Origin of the sequence: Mycobacterium sp. (genome assembly GCF_049281135.1) — a bacterium.
In the GTDB taxonomy this organism is placed as follows: Bacteria; Actinomycetota; Actinomycetes; order Mycobacteriales; family Mycobacteriaceae; genus Mycobacterium.
Window position 1 is genome coordinate 1 of the sequence record NZ_JBAPRN010000215.1, and the last position, 14,704, is coordinate 14,704.

The 14,704-nt window shown below is 66.1% G+C and carries 16 protein-coding genes; 11 read left to right on the forward strand and 5 right to left on the reverse strand.

Features of this window, described 5'->3' with window-relative positions:
* On the forward strand, positions 1–1,471 hold a 1,471-nt coding region (ligA, locus tag WAN02_RS08950; RefSeq protein WP_422263799.1), incomplete at its 5' end, for an NAD-dependent DNA ligase LigA.
* Here ligA and WAN02_RS08955 read toward each other — a convergent pair.
* Together WAN02_RS08955 and WAN02_RS08960 are read right to left on the reverse strand one after the other, a co-directional pair.
* Complete coding sequence (locus WAN02_RS08955; protein ID WP_422263813.1) at positions 1,460–1,969, reverse strand: hypothetical protein; 510 nt, start codon at positions 1,967–1,969, stop codon at positions 1,460–1,462. The two genes, ligA and WAN02_RS08955, sit on opposite strands and share 12 nt — an antisense overlap.
* Positions 1,970–2,029: 60 nt before the next feature.
* Positions 2,030–2,689, reverse strand: a complete 660-nt coding sequence (locus tag WAN02_RS08960) for an amino acid-binding protein (protein WP_422263800.1) — start codon at positions 2,687–2,689, stop codon at positions 2,030–2,032.
* An 88-nt stretch (positions 2,690–2,777) separates the two neighbouring features.
* On the opposite strand from WAN02_RS08960, the gene gatC reads away from it, so the two are divergent.
* The 5 genes from gatC to gatB all read left to right on the forward strand — a co-directional run bounded on the left by gatC (position 2,778) and on the right by gatB (position 7,948).
* Positions 2,778–3,077, forward strand: a complete 300-nt coding sequence (gene gatC / locus WAN02_RS08965) for an Asp-tRNA(Asn)/Glu-tRNA(Gln) amidotransferase subunit GatC (protein ID WP_422263801.1) — start codon at positions 2,778–2,780, stop codon at positions 3,075–3,077.
* Positions 3,074–4,555, forward strand: a complete 1,482-nt coding sequence (gene gatA / locus WAN02_RS08970; RefSeq protein WP_422263802.1) for an Asp-tRNA(Asn)/Glu-tRNA(Gln) amidotransferase subunit GatA — start codon at positions 3,074–3,076, stop codon at positions 4,553–4,555. The genes gatC and gatA overlap by 4 nt, the downstream gene beginning before the upstream one ends.
* Before the next feature lie 39 nt (positions 4,556–4,594).
* Positions 4,595–5,626: an ATP-dependent 6-phosphofructokinase gene (locus WAN02_RS08975; RefSeq protein WP_422263803.1), complete on the forward strand. Its 1,032-nt coding sequence runs from the start codon at positions 4,595–4,597 to the stop codon at positions 5,624–5,626.
* Positions 5,627–5,712: 86 nt separating this feature from the next.
* Complete coding sequence (locus WAN02_RS08980) at positions 5,713–6,414, forward strand: PAS and ANTAR domain-containing protein (protein WP_422263804.1); 702 nt, start codon at positions 5,713–5,715, stop codon at positions 6,412–6,414.
* 10 nt (positions 6,415–6,424) lie between these two features.
* Entirely contained in the window at positions 6,425–7,948 is a 1,524-nt protein-coding gene (gatB, locus tag WAN02_RS08985) for an Asp-tRNA(Asn)/Glu-tRNA(Gln) amidotransferase subunit GatB (protein WP_422263805.1), read from the forward strand.
* Here gatB and WAN02_RS08990 read toward each other — a convergent pair.
* The gene (locus WAN02_RS08990; RefSeq protein ID WP_422263806.1) at positions 7,945–8,268 is read right to left on the reverse strand and encodes a hypothetical protein; all 324 of its coding nucleotides are present in this window, start codon (positions 8,266–8,268) and stop codon (positions 7,945–7,947) included. The two genes, gatB and WAN02_RS08990, sit on opposite strands and share 4 nt — an antisense overlap.
* A 44-nt stretch (positions 8,269–8,312) precedes the next feature.
* Here WAN02_RS08990 and WAN02_RS08995 point away from each other — a divergent pair, with 44 nt between their 5' ends.
* Together WAN02_RS08995 and WAN02_RS09000 are read left to right on the forward strand one after the other, a co-directional pair.
* Complete coding sequence (locus tag WAN02_RS08995) at positions 8,313–9,164, forward strand: alpha/beta fold hydrolase (RefSeq protein WP_422263807.1); 852 nt, start codon at positions 8,313–8,315, stop codon at positions 9,162–9,164.
* Positions 9,165–9,211: 47 nt separating this feature from the next.
* Positions 9,212–9,700: a flavin reductase family protein gene (locus WAN02_RS09000; RefSeq protein WP_422263808.1), complete on the forward strand. Its 489-nt coding sequence runs from the start codon at positions 9,212–9,214 to the stop codon at positions 9,698–9,700.
* 4 nt (positions 9,701–9,704) lie between these two features.
* Here WAN02_RS09000 and WAN02_RS09005 read toward each other — a convergent pair whose 3' ends face one another.
* On the reverse strand, positions 9,705–10,826 hold the full coding sequence (locus tag WAN02_RS09005; RefSeq protein WP_422263809.1) for a PQQ-dependent sugar dehydrogenase: 1,122 nt from the start codon (positions 10,824–10,826) through the stop codon (positions 9,705–9,707).
* Positions 10,827–11,045: 219 nt separating this feature from the next.
* Here WAN02_RS09005 and WAN02_RS09010 point away from each other — a divergent pair, with 219 nt between their 5' ends.
* Complete coding sequence (locus WAN02_RS09010) at positions 11,046–11,849, forward strand: DoxX family protein (RefSeq protein ID WP_422263810.1); 804 nt, start codon at positions 11,046–11,048, stop codon at positions 11,847–11,849.
* On the opposite strand, the gene WAN02_RS09015 is transcribed toward WAN02_RS09010, so the two are convergent.
* Positions 11,846–12,250: a PH domain-containing protein gene (locus WAN02_RS09015; protein WP_422263811.1), complete on the reverse strand. Its 405-nt coding sequence runs from the start codon at positions 12,248–12,250 to the stop codon at positions 11,846–11,848. The genes WAN02_RS09010 and WAN02_RS09015 overlap by 4 nt on opposite strands.
* 371 nt (positions 12,251–12,621) lie before the next feature.
* Between WAN02_RS09015 and WAN02_RS09020 the strand changes: the two genes are divergently transcribed.
* Positions 12,622–14,448: an acetolactate synthase large subunit gene (locus WAN02_RS09020; protein ID WP_422263814.1), complete on the forward strand. Its 1,827-nt coding sequence runs from the start codon at positions 12,622–12,624 to the stop codon at positions 14,446–14,448.
* Positions 14,448–14,704, forward strand: a 257-nt coding sequence (gene ilvN, locus WAN02_RS09025; RefSeq protein WP_422263812.1) for an acetolactate synthase small subunit, incomplete at its 3' end; no start/stop codon positions are given. The genes WAN02_RS09020 and ilvN, both read left to right, overlap by 1 nt.

Consider the following 14,704-nt stretch of genomic DNA (forward strand, 5'->3'; position numbering starts at 1 on the left):
CAAGACGCCGTTCGCCAACCCGCGCAACAGCGCCGCGGGGTCGTTGCGGCAGAAGGACCCCGCCGTGACCGCCCGGCGCAAGCTCCGGATGATCTGCCACGGGTTGGGGCATGTGGAGGGTTATCGACCGGGGACGCTGCATGACGCGTATTTGGCGCTGGCCGCATGGGGACTGCCGGTCTCCGACCACACCACCCGAGTGGAAGACGCCGCCGGTGCCCTCGAGCGGATTGCCTACTGGGGCGAACACCGCCACGACGTCGACCACGAAATCGACGGCGTGGTAGTCAAAGTCGACGACGTGACGCTGCAGCGCAGGCTCGGCTCGACGTCGCGTGCACCGCGGTGGGCGATCGCCTACAAATACCCGCCGCAGGAAGTTCAGACCGAACTACTCGACATCCGGGTCAACGTGGGCCGGACCGGGCGCGTCACGCCGTTCGCGTTCATGACGCCGGTCACCGTCTCCGGGTCGACGGTCGGGCTGGCCACTCTGCACAACGCCGCCGAAGTCAAGCGCAAAGGCGTGCTGATCGGCGACACGGTGGTGATCCGTAAGGCCGGCGACGTGATCCCCGAAGTGCTGGGCCCGGTTGTCGACCTGCGCGATGGCTCCGAGCGCGAATTCGTCATGCCCACAACATGTCCCGAGTGCGGTACGACGTTGGCTCCGGCCAAGGAGGGCGACGCCGACATCCGCTGCCCCAATTCGCAGTCCTGCCCGGCGCAGCTGCGTGAGCGGGTGTTCCATGTCGCCGGTCGTGGTGCGTTCGACATCGAGGGACTCGGCTATGAGGCGGCGACCGCATTACTCGCAGCGAAGGTGATCAACGACGAGGGTGATTTGTTCGCCCTCACCGAAGACGACCTGTTGCGCACGGAGTTGTTCACCACCAAGGCCGGCACCCTGTCGGCCAACGGCAAACGCTTGCTGGCCAACTTGGACACCGCGAAGAAGCAACCGCTGTGGCGGATGCTGGTGGCGTTGTCGATTCGCCACGTCGGGCCAACCGCGGCAAGAGCATTGGCCACCGAGTTCGGCAGCCTGGACGCGATCACCTCGGCGTCGACCGAACAGCTGGCCGCGGTCGAAGGCGTCGGTCCGACCATCGCCGACGCGGTGACCGAGTGGTTCACCGTCGACTGGCATTGCCAGATTGTGGACAAATGGCGATCGGCCGGGGTGCGGATGGCCGACGAGCGTGACGCCAGCGTGCCGCGAACGCTGGAGGGCGTGACGATCGTCGTCACCGGTTCGCTGGCCGGCTTCTCTCGCGACGATGCCAAAGAGGCAATCCTCACCCGCGGCGGCAAAGCCGCCGGTTCGGTGTCGAAGAAGACCGACTACGTTGTCGCCGGTGATTCCCCAGGATCGAAGTACGACAAGGCCGTCGAGCTCGGCGTGCCCATCCTCGACGAGGACGGATTCCGAAAGTTGTTGGCGGAAGGCCCTTCTGGGTCAGGGGAGTAGCGGCAACTGCCACAGCGGGGTCTTCGGCTCAAGCAGCCACATGCGGATCGCGGTGAACCGGAACAGTCGAAGCGTGCCGGTGATGAGGATCGCGGCCAGTGGCAGGTCACACATTGCCGCGGTGAACTCCGCCATCTGAAAGTCTCTGGGCCCTGCGGTCATCAGGTCGAACCAGGCATCGCAGATCAGCAACGTGCCGGTGGCGAATGCGGTCAACAGCATCACTTGTCGGCGCAACATGCCGAAGACCACGGTTGCCGCCATCAGCGCAAGCAGAACAAGGTCGAACCCGACCCACGTTGCCGTCCAATCGTGCACCAGGTAGTCGTCGGGCAGCGCGAAGGCCAGATACACGATCCACGGAATCAGCACCAGCGTCCCTCCTGTCATGATCCCCAGCCAGCTCCAGCGGATGCGGTGCGCCACATGTATCGGCACCAGCTCGGACAGGGGTCGCTCGAGGCGCTGGATGAGCTCGCGCCGCTCAACGGGCGACATAGCGGCGATCTGGGCGTCGGAGAGATTCACCCCCGATGAATACCCCGTTTGGCGGCGCGTTCAGTGCAAAAGGGTTGCGACGATCCCGGCCAGGTATCCCAGCCGGGCGACCTCCGAGGGCCGGAAGGCCGGGCCGCCGGGCCTGCCGAGCACCACCGCGGTCTCGGGGGCGCCCAGCGGAGCCGCGATCAGGGTGGTGTCCAGCTCCCGCCACAGCTGCGGCACCCAATCCTCGGTCGCGTCCAAGGCGGTGGCGTGCTCGATCGGCATCCAAGGGATATCGGTCAACCCGGTTTCCGGCGCGCCGGGGCTGCCGGCGATGCGGTGGAATCCGTCGTCGGACTTCTGCAGCACCGTGCACCAGCTCACCCGCAGCACCTGCGGCGCCTCGTCGACGAGCACCTTCAGCTTGGCTGCGGTCTTGCCGGCGGCGGCGACGTGGTCGATCAGCGCCAGCTCGCGGTGCGCGTCCAACAGCCCGGTGTGTGGCCGCAGGCTGTCGACCCGCACACCCTGCAGCGTTTCGGCCGCTGTGATCAGCGTGTCGGGCATGCCCCCTGGCGGCAGTTCGACTACGAGATCGTCGATCGCATAACCGGGTCCGCGATCCACGACGTCCAGCGACAGAATGTCCGCGCCCACCGACCCCAGGGCCACGGCCAGCGAGCCGAGGCTACCCGGCCGGTCGGCCAGCTGTACCCGCAGCAGATAGGAGGACACGCGGACACTGTTGCACAGCGACGCTTTCTCGGCATTTCGGCGGATGCCAGGCGTCGCGCCAGAGTCGCGCTCGCTAGGCTTTTCAGTCGTGTCCCACATCTCTCGTGACGAGGTGGCCCATCTGGCCCGGCTGGCTCGCCTGGCGTTGACCGACGATGAGCTGGACCACTACGCCGGCCAGCTCGACGCCATCCTGACTCATGTCGGCCAGATTCAGGCGGTCGACGTGACCGGCGTCGAGCCGACCGACAACCCGCTCAAGGCCGTCAACGTCACCCGACCCGACCAGCCCGCGCCGTGCCTGACCCAGCAGGAGGCGCTGGCCGAGGCCCCCGAAGCCCTCGACGGTCGCTTCGTGGTCCCGCAGATCCTCGGGGAACCGCAATGACGGACATCATCCGGCTGGATGCGGCGACGCTCGCCGCGAAAATCGCCGCCAAGGAGCTGTCGTCGACCGAAGTCACCCAGGCCTACCTGGACCAGATTGCGGCGACCGATCAGCGGTACGGCGCCTTCCTGCACGTCGCGCCCGACGCGGCGCTGTCGGCCGCGGCCGCTGTCGACAAGTCACTGGCCGCCGGTGAGCAGCCGGTCTCGGCGCTGGCGGGGGTCCCGCTGGCCCTCAAAGACGTGTTCACCAGCGTCGACATGCCCACCACCTGCGGCTCGAAGATCCTGGAGGGCTGGCGTTCGCCCTACGACGCCACCGTGACCGCGCGGCTGCGCGCGGCCGGCATCCCGATCCTGGGCAAGACCAACATGGACGAGTTCGCGATGGGTTCGTCGACGGAGAACTCGGCCTACGGCCCGACCCGCAACCCGTGGAACACCGACCGGGTGCCGGGCGGTTCGGGCGGGGGCAGCGCTGCCGCGCTTGCGGCATTTCAGGCGCCGCTGGCGATCGGCACCGACACCGGCGGCTCGATCCGGCAGCCGGCCGCGCTGACCGCGACCGTAGGGGTCAAGCCCACCTACGGCACGGTCTCCCGCTACGGCCTGGTGGCCTGCGCGTCGTCGCTGGACCAAGGCGGGCCCTGCGCGCGCACAGTCGTCGACACCGCGCTGCTGCATGAGGTGATCGCCGGACACGACCCGCGCGACTCCACCTCCATCAACGCCGCGGTACCCGACATCGCCGGCGCCGCAAAAGCCGGAGCCGCAGGCGATCTCAAAGGCGTACGCATCGGCGTCGTCAAGCAGCTGCGCGGCGACGGCTATCAGCCCGGCGTGCTCGCGTCGTTCAACAAAGCCGTCGAGCAGTTGACCGCAATCGGCGCCGACGTGTCCGAAGTCGATTGTCCCCATTTCGATCACGCGCTACCTGCCTACTACCTGATCCTGCCGTCGGAGGTGTCGAGCAACCTGGCCCGTTTCGACGCAATGCGTTACGGGCTGCGGGTCGGCGATGACGGCACACACAGCGCCGAAGAGGTGATGGCACTGACCCGGGCTGCCGGATTCGGCCCGGAAGTCAAGCGGCGCATCATGATTGGCACCTATGCGCTGTCGGCCGGTTACTACGACGCCTACTACAACCAGGCGCAGAAGGTCCGCACGCTGATCGCGCGCGACCTCGACACCGCGTACCAATCTGTCGACGTGCTGATTTCACCCACCACGCCGACGACCGCGTTCCCGTTGGGGGAGAAGGTCGACGACCCACTGGCGATGTATTTGTTCGACCTGTGCACGCTACCGCTGAACCTGGCCGGACACTGCGGGATGTCGGTTCCGTCCGGGCTGTCCGACGACGACAACCTGCCGGTCGGCCTGCAGATCATGGCGCCGGCGCTGGCCGACGACAGGCTCTACCGGGTCGCGGCTGCCTACGAGGCTGCCCGGGGAACACTGCCGTCGGCCATCTGATCGGCTGCCGCAACGGCTCGCTCGGGGCAAGATGAACACATGCGGATTGGAATTCTCACCGGGGGTGGTGACTGTCCGGGCCTGAACGCCGTCATCCGGGCGGTGGTGCGGACGAGCGACTCGCGATACGGGTCGTCGGTGGTCGGATTCCAGGACGGCTGGCGAGGCCTGCTGGAAAACCGGCGCATGCAACTGGCCAACGACGACCGCAATGACCGCCTGCTGGCCAAAGGCGGAACGATGCTGGGCACCGCGCGCGTGCACCCCGACAAATTGAAGGCCGGTCTGGCACAGATCATGCAGACCCTGGACGACAACGGTATCGACGTGCTCATCCCGATCGGCGGCGAGGGCACGCTGACCGCCGCGCACTGGCTCTCCGAAGAGAATGTTCCCGTCGTCGGTGTGCCGAAGACCATCGACAACGACATCGACTGCACCGACGTGACATTCGGCCACGACACCGCGTTGATGGTGGCGACCGAAGCTATCGACCGGTTGCACAGCACCGCCGAGTCGCACCAGCGGGTGATGCTGGTGGAGGTGATGGGTCGGCACGCCGGCTGGATAGCGCTCAACTCCGGACTGGCATCCGGTGCACACATGACGCTGATCCCCGAGCAGCCCTTCGACATCGACGAGGTGTGCCGATTGGTCAAGCGGCGATTCCAGCGCGGCGACGCACACTTCATCTGCGTGGTCGCCGAGGGCGCCAAGCCGGCCGAAGGCTCGATGTCGATGCGCGAGGGCGGCATCGACGAGTTCGGTCACGAGCGGTTCACCGGCGTGGCCGACCAATTGGCCGCCGAGGTGGAGAAGCGGATCAACAAAGAGGTCCGCGTGACCGTCTTGGGCCACGTCCAGCGCGGCGGTACGCCGACCGCCTACGACCGGGTGCTGGCCACCCGTTTCGGGGTCAACGCCGCCGATGCTGCGCACGCCGGGGAATTCGGACAGATGGTGTCGTTGCGGGGTCAGGACATCGGCCGAGTGCCGCTGGCCGAGGCGGTGCGACAGCTCAAGCTGGTACCGCAGAGTCGTTACGACGATGCCGCTGCGTTCTTCGGCTAGCGCTCACGCCGAAGGGATCCGTGACGTAGCGGCCGGCGGTAACCTGACGAAGATGTTCGGCCTTTTGACCTGCGGCGTGTATGGCAATGACTGCTGAGATGGATGGCCACGGCGGCGAGGTCGCTCAGGCCTTCGCCGGAGCGCCGCAGCGCGTCGGCTGGTTTCGCTTTTACTTCGAGGACCAACGCTGGGAGTGGTCGGAGCAGGTGCAGCGCATGCACGGCTACGAGCCGGGCACGGTGACCCCGACCACCGAACTGGTGCTGGGGCACAAGCATCCCGAGGATCGTGGCGAGGTGGCGAAGACCATCGACGAGATGCTGCGTGCCCGCCGCGCATTCAGCACCCGGCATCGCATCGTCGACACCCATGGCGTCGTGCATCAGGTGGTCGTGGTCGGCGACCTGCTCACCGACCGGCAGGAAGTGGCGATCGGGACGCACGGCTACTACGTGGACATCACGCCGTCGTCGGATCGGGCGCGCGAGGACCTCATCTCGGCGAAGGTCGCCGAAATCACCGAGCATCGCGCGATCATCGAGCAGGCCAAAGGCATGCTGATGCTGATCTACGGCCTGGACGATGACGCCGCTTTCGATCTGCTCAGATGGCGCTCGCAATCGAGCAATGTGAAGCTGCGCCTGCTGGCCGAGAAGATCGTCGAAGACTTCCGCACCGTCCGCGACGAGGGCATCACCTCTCGATCCGCATTCGATCACGCGCTGCTGACCGTCGACGAGGGAGTCGGCGGCGACGGCGCTGGCAAGGCCGCGTCGACCGCCAATTAGGATCGACCGCATGACTTCTGCTACGAGCGCCGCCCATGCGCCCGGGGCGGAGCTGCTCGACTACGACGACGTGATCGCGCGCTACGACCCAGTGCTCGGCCTGGAAGTGCATGTTGAGCTGTCCACGGCCACCAAGATGTTCTGCGGCTGCGCCAACGAGTTCGGCGCCCAACCCAACACCCACGTGTGCCCGGTGTGTCTCGGCCTGCCCGGATCGCTGCCGGTGCTCAACGAGGCGGCCGTCGAGTCGGCGATCCGGATCGGCTTGGCGCTCAACTGTGACATCGCGCCGTGGGGCCGGTTCGCGCGGAAGAACTACTTCTATCCGGACCAGCCGAAGAACTACCAGATCTCCCAATACGACGAGCCGATCGCCGTCCAGGGCTACCTCGATGTCCCGCTGGATGACGGCACCACCTTTCGGGTGGAGGTCGAGCGCGCCCATATGGAGGAGGACACCGGGAAGCTGACCCACCTGGGCAGCGACACCGGCCGGATCGCCGGGGCGACCACCTCGCTGGCCGACTACAACCGAGCCGGTGTGCCGCTGATCGAGATCGTCACCAAGCCGATCGAGGGCACCGCCGAGCAGGCACCGCAGATCGCCCGCGCCTACGTCACCGCGCTGCGTGGTCTGTTGCGTTCGCTGGATGTCTCGGACGTGCGGATGGACCAGGGTTCGATGCGCTGCGACGCCAACGTCTCGCTGAAATTGAAGGGCGTCAGCGAATTCGGCACCCGAACCGAAACCAAGAACGTCAACTCACTCAAGAGCGTCGAGGTGGCGGTCCGCTACGAGATGCGGCGCCAGGGTGCTGTGCTGGACTCCGGTGGCCGAGTCATCCAGGAGACCAGGCACTTTCACGAGGACGGCTACACCAGCTCGGGTCGCACCAAGGAAACTGCGGAAGACTATCGCTACTTTCCCGAACCCGACCTTGAGCCGGTGGCGCCCAGCCTTGACCTGGTCGAGCGCCTGCGTGAGACCATTCCCGAGCTACCGTGGTTGCGCCGCAAGCGGATTCAGCAGGACTGGGGCCTGTCCGATGAGGTGATGCGCGATCTCGTCAATGCCGGCGCCGTCGACCTCGTCATCGCGACCGTCGATCAAGGCGCCTCCAGCGAACAGGCTCGGGCCTGGTGGGGCAATTTCCTGGTGCAGAAGGCCAACGAATCGGGCCTCGAACTCGACGAATTGCCGATCAGCCCAGCCCAAGTCGCCGCAGTGGTGGCGCTGGTGGACGACGGCACGCTGACCACCAAGCTGGCCCGCCAAGTGGTGGAGGGCATGCTGGCCGGCGAGGGTGAGCCCGAGCAGGTGATGACCGCGCGCGGGCTGGCCGTGGTGCGTGACGACTCGCTGATCCAAGCCGCGGTCGACGAAGCTCTGGCCGCCAATCCCGATGTGGCCGAGAAGATTCGCGGTGGCAAGGTGCAGGCGGCAGGCGCGATCGTCGGTGCTGTGATGAAGGCCACCAAGGGGCAGGCCGACGCCGCACGGGTGCGCGAGCTGGTGCTCGCAGCCTGCAGCTAGAACAAGCTGGTCGATTCGCCGAACAGATGGGCAAGCGGAGCGCCCACGCCGTCCCAGCCGATCGACTCGGCGATCGCTTGGTCCTGCAAGAACAACGACGCGATCGGCCCAACCGCCGTGGTGGGAACGTCCAACGTCGCGCACGCGATGCTGCAGTCGCCGAACGTGTCGGTGAAGCCGAAGCCGTTGATCAGCGAGCCGGCTGGACTCAGCAGCCCACCGAGGTCGACCTGAAGAGCGGCGTCGGTAGCCGGCGCAGTGATCTCGAACTCGGTCAACAGCGAATCGAGGTTGACGTCGCCTGAGATCTCGCTGAGCAATCCCTCGATGAAGAAGTGTTGAGTCGTGGGTATGGTGAACGACGATGACCAGCATCGGCGATCAGCTTCGTGAGCAAACGGTGGACACTGTTCTCGGGCGAATTCGGCTGCAAATAGGAGGATCCGGTTCGCCGATCGTTTTCTGGCCCAGCCTGCTGATGACCGGTGACATGTGGTACGGGGTGGCCGACGGTCTTATCGCGCAACGGCAGGTGGTGCTGGTCGACCCGCCCGGGCAGGGCGGTAGCGAGCCGCTGACGGAGTTGTTCAGCTTCGGCGACTGTGCCCGCTGCGTGGTCGACATCCTCGATGGGCTCGGTATCGACAAGGCGCACTTCGTCGGCAATTCCTGGGGCGGCATGATCGGCGGGACCTTCGCCGCCAGCTATCCCGAGCGGATCGGGGGAGCGGTGCTGATGAACTGCACGGCGGGCCGGGCCGGCGTCCGCCAAAAGGTGCAGTTCGCGATCCTGCTTGCACTGGCGAAGTGGACCGGTGGGATGGGAACGCTGCTGAATCGGCCTGTGCTGAAGGCATTCCTGGGGCCGACCACCTTCAGGCAGCGTCCCGAGGTCGTCGCGCACGTCCGTGCCACGGTAAAAGCCGTCGACGTCGCATCCGTCTCGTGGGCGGTGAAGAGTGTGGTCCCGCGCCGGCCGGATCAGCGGGCCCTGCTCGGAACTATCAAGACACCGGTGCTCGTAGTCGGTGGCGTTGAGGATGTGACCTTTCCGCCGCGGGAAGCGATCGCGATGGCCGATGCCATTCCCGGCTCGTCGGTTCGGGTGCTCGACGGGGTGGCCCACCTGGCCGGCTTGGAGGACCCAGCGTTGGTCAGTGCTTTGGTGGAACAGTTTCTGTTCGGCGACAACGAAAGCGGCCCTGACGCCACGTAATCGCCTTAGCGTCCGAATTGCCGCATCGGTTGAGTCATGATGGCGATGTGGGCGACGAATCTTTCGACCGGCTGGTCGGGATGCTGGATTACACGATGTTCGTGGTGACAACTCAGGTCGACGGTGAAATATCGGGCTGCCTGGTCGGTTTCGCCACCCAGACCAGCATGCATCCGCCGCGATTTCTGGCTGGGATCTCGCGGGCGAATCACACCTACGGGGTCGCGGCGCGATCCGACTACCTGGCGGTGCACGTCGTGGAGCGCCGCCACATCGGCTTGGCACGCCTGTTCGGTGGCCAAACCGGTGACCAGGTCAACAAATTCGATCACTGCTCGTGGCACGCCGGCCCGCACGGCATGCCGATCCTCGACGACGCGGTGGCGTGGTTCGTCGGCAGGACGCTGAAGCGGGTCGACCTCGGCGATCACATCGGCTACCTGTTGGAACCGGGCGCCGGAGCGGCCGGGGAGCCGACCGACGACCTGGTCAGCTTTCCCGATGTGGCCGATCTGACACCGGGCCACAACGCCTGAGACGTCAGGTCTTGTCGTCGTTGGCCCGCGGGAAGCCGCCGCCCTGCGGGAACAGCGGGAACACCACGTCGTCGAGTCTCATGGCGTCCCCGGCGGTTTTGTTGACCGTCGCGCCCCACACGTTGCCGTCCGGAGACATCCGCAGCGCCCAGGCATGTCCGTGAGTGTCCTGGCGAACCACGTCGGGTGGGCCGGTGACCGCGCCGGTGCCCTGGGCCAGGTGGACGGCCACCGTCTGCTTGGTGTTGACGAGGTTGACCAGCACGGTGCCGTCCAGCGCCGAGCAGCCGGCCACCCCGGGTCGATCCGGCCACGTCCACACGGTGGAAACCTTGGAGTCCTTGGTGATTCGCTGCAGTCGGTCGGCGGTGGGTGCGCGGTCGAGAACGAACATTGAGCCATCAACGGGGTCGGTGCACAGGCCGCCGCCGGCGCCGATTCCGCTCAGCGCGGTCGTCGGTGGCGCGGGGTGCAGCGTGGTGGGCTGCTCGAGTCGGAGCACCTTTCCGGCAAGCGATGCCGGGTCATTGGCCATCGCCGGGTTGCCCGCGTCGCCGGTCATTACCACCAGCGTGGTGGGGCTGGTGAAAAGCAGTGCGCCGGTATTGCCGTTGCCGCCCTTGGGAATTCCGGTCAAGATGTCTTTGGGGATGTCGTCGTCGGCGACACGGATGACCCGATTGTCGGTCGGTGTGCTGATGTAGGCGTACATCAGCCGGTCTTGTTTGTAGGTCGGGGACAGCACGATGTCCATCAGCCCGCCGTCGCCGGCCGGGTCCACCGGGATGACGGTCTTCACCTTCGGTTCGGCGCTCACGGACACCTCTTTGACCGCGCCGGTCGTCCGCTCGGCAACCAAAGCCGATTTGCTATCGGGTTGCATGAGCAGGCCGCTGGTGCTCTCCAGGCAGCCCTGCATCACTCCCGGCGCCGGGCATTCCTTGGGGAATGGCTTGTCAGGCAGCGGCGGGGGCGGCGGCGGTGACGAACTCGGCGGCGGTTGCCGTTCGGGATTGGTGGTGAATGGTTGCGACTGAATATCGTTGAACTGGGCGCAACCAGCCAAAACGAGCATCGTCGAGCAGAGCACAGCCGAACTCCGCCGCCCCGACCTCCACAACCGCATAGCTGCCAGATTACGGATATGTCCGCTCCGGTGCCCCTCACGGGTACCGCGGGCCATCCGCCGTCCGCCCGCAAACAACTGGCCCACCCGCGACGACGGCCAAATAGGAACACCGAAAGCGCCGCTCAAATCCCCGATTCCCAGGAAATTGCCCTTACCCTGACACGGGTGAGCAGTCAATCGAAAAGCACACATTGGCAACGACCGGACTCATCCGCGATGCCTACAGCGGAGCGGCCGACCTCCGCGAGATTGGTCGATCCCGAAGACGACCTTCCCTCCGACACCTATGCGGGCGACTTCGAGACGACGCTGATCCCGCACTACGACTCCACTGATTCCGGCAGCGTGCGGTCGTCGAGCAGTGGCGTGGGTGTGATGGGCGGCCACGAGCCGCTGCCCTATCAGCCCCAGCCCACCGGCGCGCACTCGATATTCACGCCCGACGGGATGAACGACCACGAGCACTTCGACGACGAGCGGGTCCGCGCCGCCGCCCGTCGTGGCACCCAACACCTGGGCCTACTGGTTCTGCGGGTGGGCCTCGGTGGCGTCTTCGTTGCGCACGGGCTGCAGAAGCTGTTCGGCTGGTGGGGTGGAGAGGGTCTGACCGGCTTCAAGAACGCGCTGTCCGGCATCGGCTACCAGCACGCCGACATCCTTACCTACTGCGCCGCCGGCGGCGAGATCGCGGCGGGCGTGCTGCTGGTGCTCGGCCTTTTCACTCCGCTGGCTGCCGCCGGCGTGCTGGCCTACTTGACCAACAGCCTGCTGGCCGCGATGTCAGCTCAGCACAGTCCCCGGTCGTTCCCGTACTTCCTGCCCAGCGGGCACGAGTACGAGATCACGCTGATCGTGATGGCCGCCGCGGTCATCCTGGCCGGCCCCGGGCAGTATGGCTTCGACGCAGGTCGCGGCTGGGCCCGGCGACCGTTCATCGGCTCGTTTGCCGCTCTCGTGGTGGGCATCGGCGCCGGCGTTGGGCTGTGGATACTGCTCAACGGCGCTAACCCGGTGAGCTAATCCGCGTACGGATTGGGCACACGGCCGGCGCTGGCCTGGGTCAGCTGCGGCAGCGTCGCAAAAGTGACCGCCGGTAACCGCAAGTCACGCCCGCTTTTGAGCTGAGCGCGCGCCCACGAGCCCCTACGGAATCGCAATCCGTCGATTTCCTCCCACCGCACCGATCGGCCGCCGAGCAGGGTGCGCACCGTGACACCGTTGCCATCGGCCTGCGTGCGAAGCCGAACAATCAACGCCGACAACAGCACCGGGATGATCAGGAGCGGTGCCGTCACCGGCCAGGTCAGTACCGGCACAAGCAGCCCGAGGGCGAAGAAACCCACCGCGAAGTGGGCAATCGGCGAAATGCTGATCACCACCGGCGGCGTGGATGGGTTTTCCTCCGCTGAATCGGTGGCCATGCATGCATCATGGCACCGGTCCCCGGTGGCGACGACAACGCCTGACCTGGGCGGTCCGGCAACCATCGGGATTTGACGTTTGACCAGTACGGAGGCTACCGTCGTGGGGCGATGAACACTTCTGGAAAGCTCGTAGTAATCCGCATGCGCGTTGGTGCCTGACTGATCAAGTCCACCAACGCGCAACCCTCGTGCAGCTGCTGAGCTGACGGGGGTTTTTTGTTGCCCACCATCGACGTGAGTCAGCAAAAGATCACCTACAACTTTCCAGAGCGAACAACGACGAAGAGGACACAGTGAGCGCACCCACCAGGCCGCATTCCGAGCCGCCGGCACCGGCTTCGACGCCTGCGTCGCAGGATGTGGCACGCATCGCCTCCGATGCGGCGAAGCCCGCCGCCAAGCCGCCGACTGCCCGGCCGAAACATGTTGCGCCTGAGCAACTCACCGGTGCACAGTCGGTAATCCGGTCGCTCGAGGAGCTCGACGTTGAGGTCATCTTCGGTATCCCGGGTGGCGCGGTGCTCCCCGTCTACGACCCGCTGTTCGACTCGAAGAAGCTGCGGCACGTCCTGGTTCGCCACGAGCAGGGTGCCGGCCACGCTGCCAGCGGCTACGCGCACGCCACCGGGAAGGTCGGCGTCATGATGGCCACCTCGGGTCCTGGGGCCACCAACCTGGTGACTCCACTGGCCGACGCGCAGATGGACTCGATACCGGTGGTCGCCGTGACCGGGCAGGTCGGCCGTTCGCTGATCGGCACGGATGCGTTCCAAGAGGCCGACATCTCCGGCATCACCATGCCGATCACCAAGCACAACTTCCTGGTGCGCGATGGCGACGACATCCCGCGGGTGATGGCCGAGGCGTTCCACATCGCCGCCAGCGGACGGCCGGGCGCGGTGCTCGTCGACATCCCGAAAGACGTGCTGCAAGCTCCGTGCACGTTCAGCTGGCCGCCGCGCATGGATCTGCCCGGCTACAAGCCGAACACCAAACCGCATAGCCGTCAGATCAACGAGGCGGCCAAGCTGATCGCCGCCGCGCACAAACCCGTGCTGTACGTCGGTGGCGGCGTCATCCGTGGTGAGGCCACCGAACAACTGCGGGAATTGGCCGAGCTGACCGGCATACCCGTGGTCACCACGCTGATGGCGCGGGGCGCCTTCCCGGACAGCCACCCCCAGCACTTGGGCATGCCGGGTATGCACGGCACCGTCTCGGCGGTGGCCGGGCTGCAGCGCAGCGACCTGTTGATCGCACTGGGTACCCGTTTCGATGACCGGGTGACCGGACAACTCGACTCGTTCGCCCCTGAGGCGAAGGTCATTCACGCCGACATCGATCCCGCCGAGATCGGAAAGAACCGGCATGCCGACGTGCCGATCGTCGGTGACGTCAAAGCCGTGATCACCGAGCTGATCGCGGCACTGCAGCATCACAGGGATTCTGGCAGCGCGGAAACCTCTGACATCGCCGACTGGTGGACCTACCTGAACGAGGTGAAGGCCACCTACCCGTTGAGCTACGGGCCGCAGAGCGACGGCAGCCTGAGCCCGGAGTTCGTCATCGAGAAACTGGGCGAGATCGCCGGCCCCGACGCGGTGTATGTCGCTGGCGTCGGCCAGCATCAGATGTGGGCCGCGCAGTTCATCTCCTACGAAAAGCCACGAACCTGGCTCAACTCCGGCGGTTTGGGCACCATGGGCTTCGCCGTGCCGGCGGCCATGGGCGCCAAGATGGCCCGGCCCGACGCCGAGGTCTGGGCGATCGACGGCGACGGCTGCTTCCAGATGACCAACCAGGAGCTGGCCACCTGCGCGATCGAGGGCGCACCGATCAAGGTGGCGTTGATCAACAACGGCAACCTCGGCATGGTGCGCCAGTGGCAGACCCTGTTCTACGGGGAGCGGTACTCCCAAACCGACCTGGCTACCCACTCGCACCGGATCCCCGACTTCGTCAAGCTGGCCGAGGCGTTGGGTTGTGTCGGATTGCGTTGCGAGCGTGAGGAGGACGTCGTCGACGTGATCAACCAGGCCCGGGCGATCAACGACCGTCCGGTGGTGATCGATTTTATCGTCGGTGCCGACGCGCAGGTGTGGCCGATGGTGGCCGCCGGGACCAGCAACGATGAGATTCAGGCCGCCCGCGGCATCCGCCCGCTCTTCGACGACGGAACCGAAGGGCACGCCTGATGACAGGATCGACGAGGACGCACACCCTTTCGGTGTTGGTCGAAGACAAGCCCGGTGTGCTGGCGCGGGTGGCGGCGCTGTTCTCGCGGCGCGGGTTCAACATCGAGTCGCTGGCTGTCGGCGCCACCGAGCAGAAGGACATGTCGCGGATGACCATCGTGGTCTCCGCCGAGAGCACCCCGCTCGAGCAGATCACCAAGCAGCTCCACAAGCTCATCAACGTCATCAAGATCATCGAACAGGATGACCACAACTC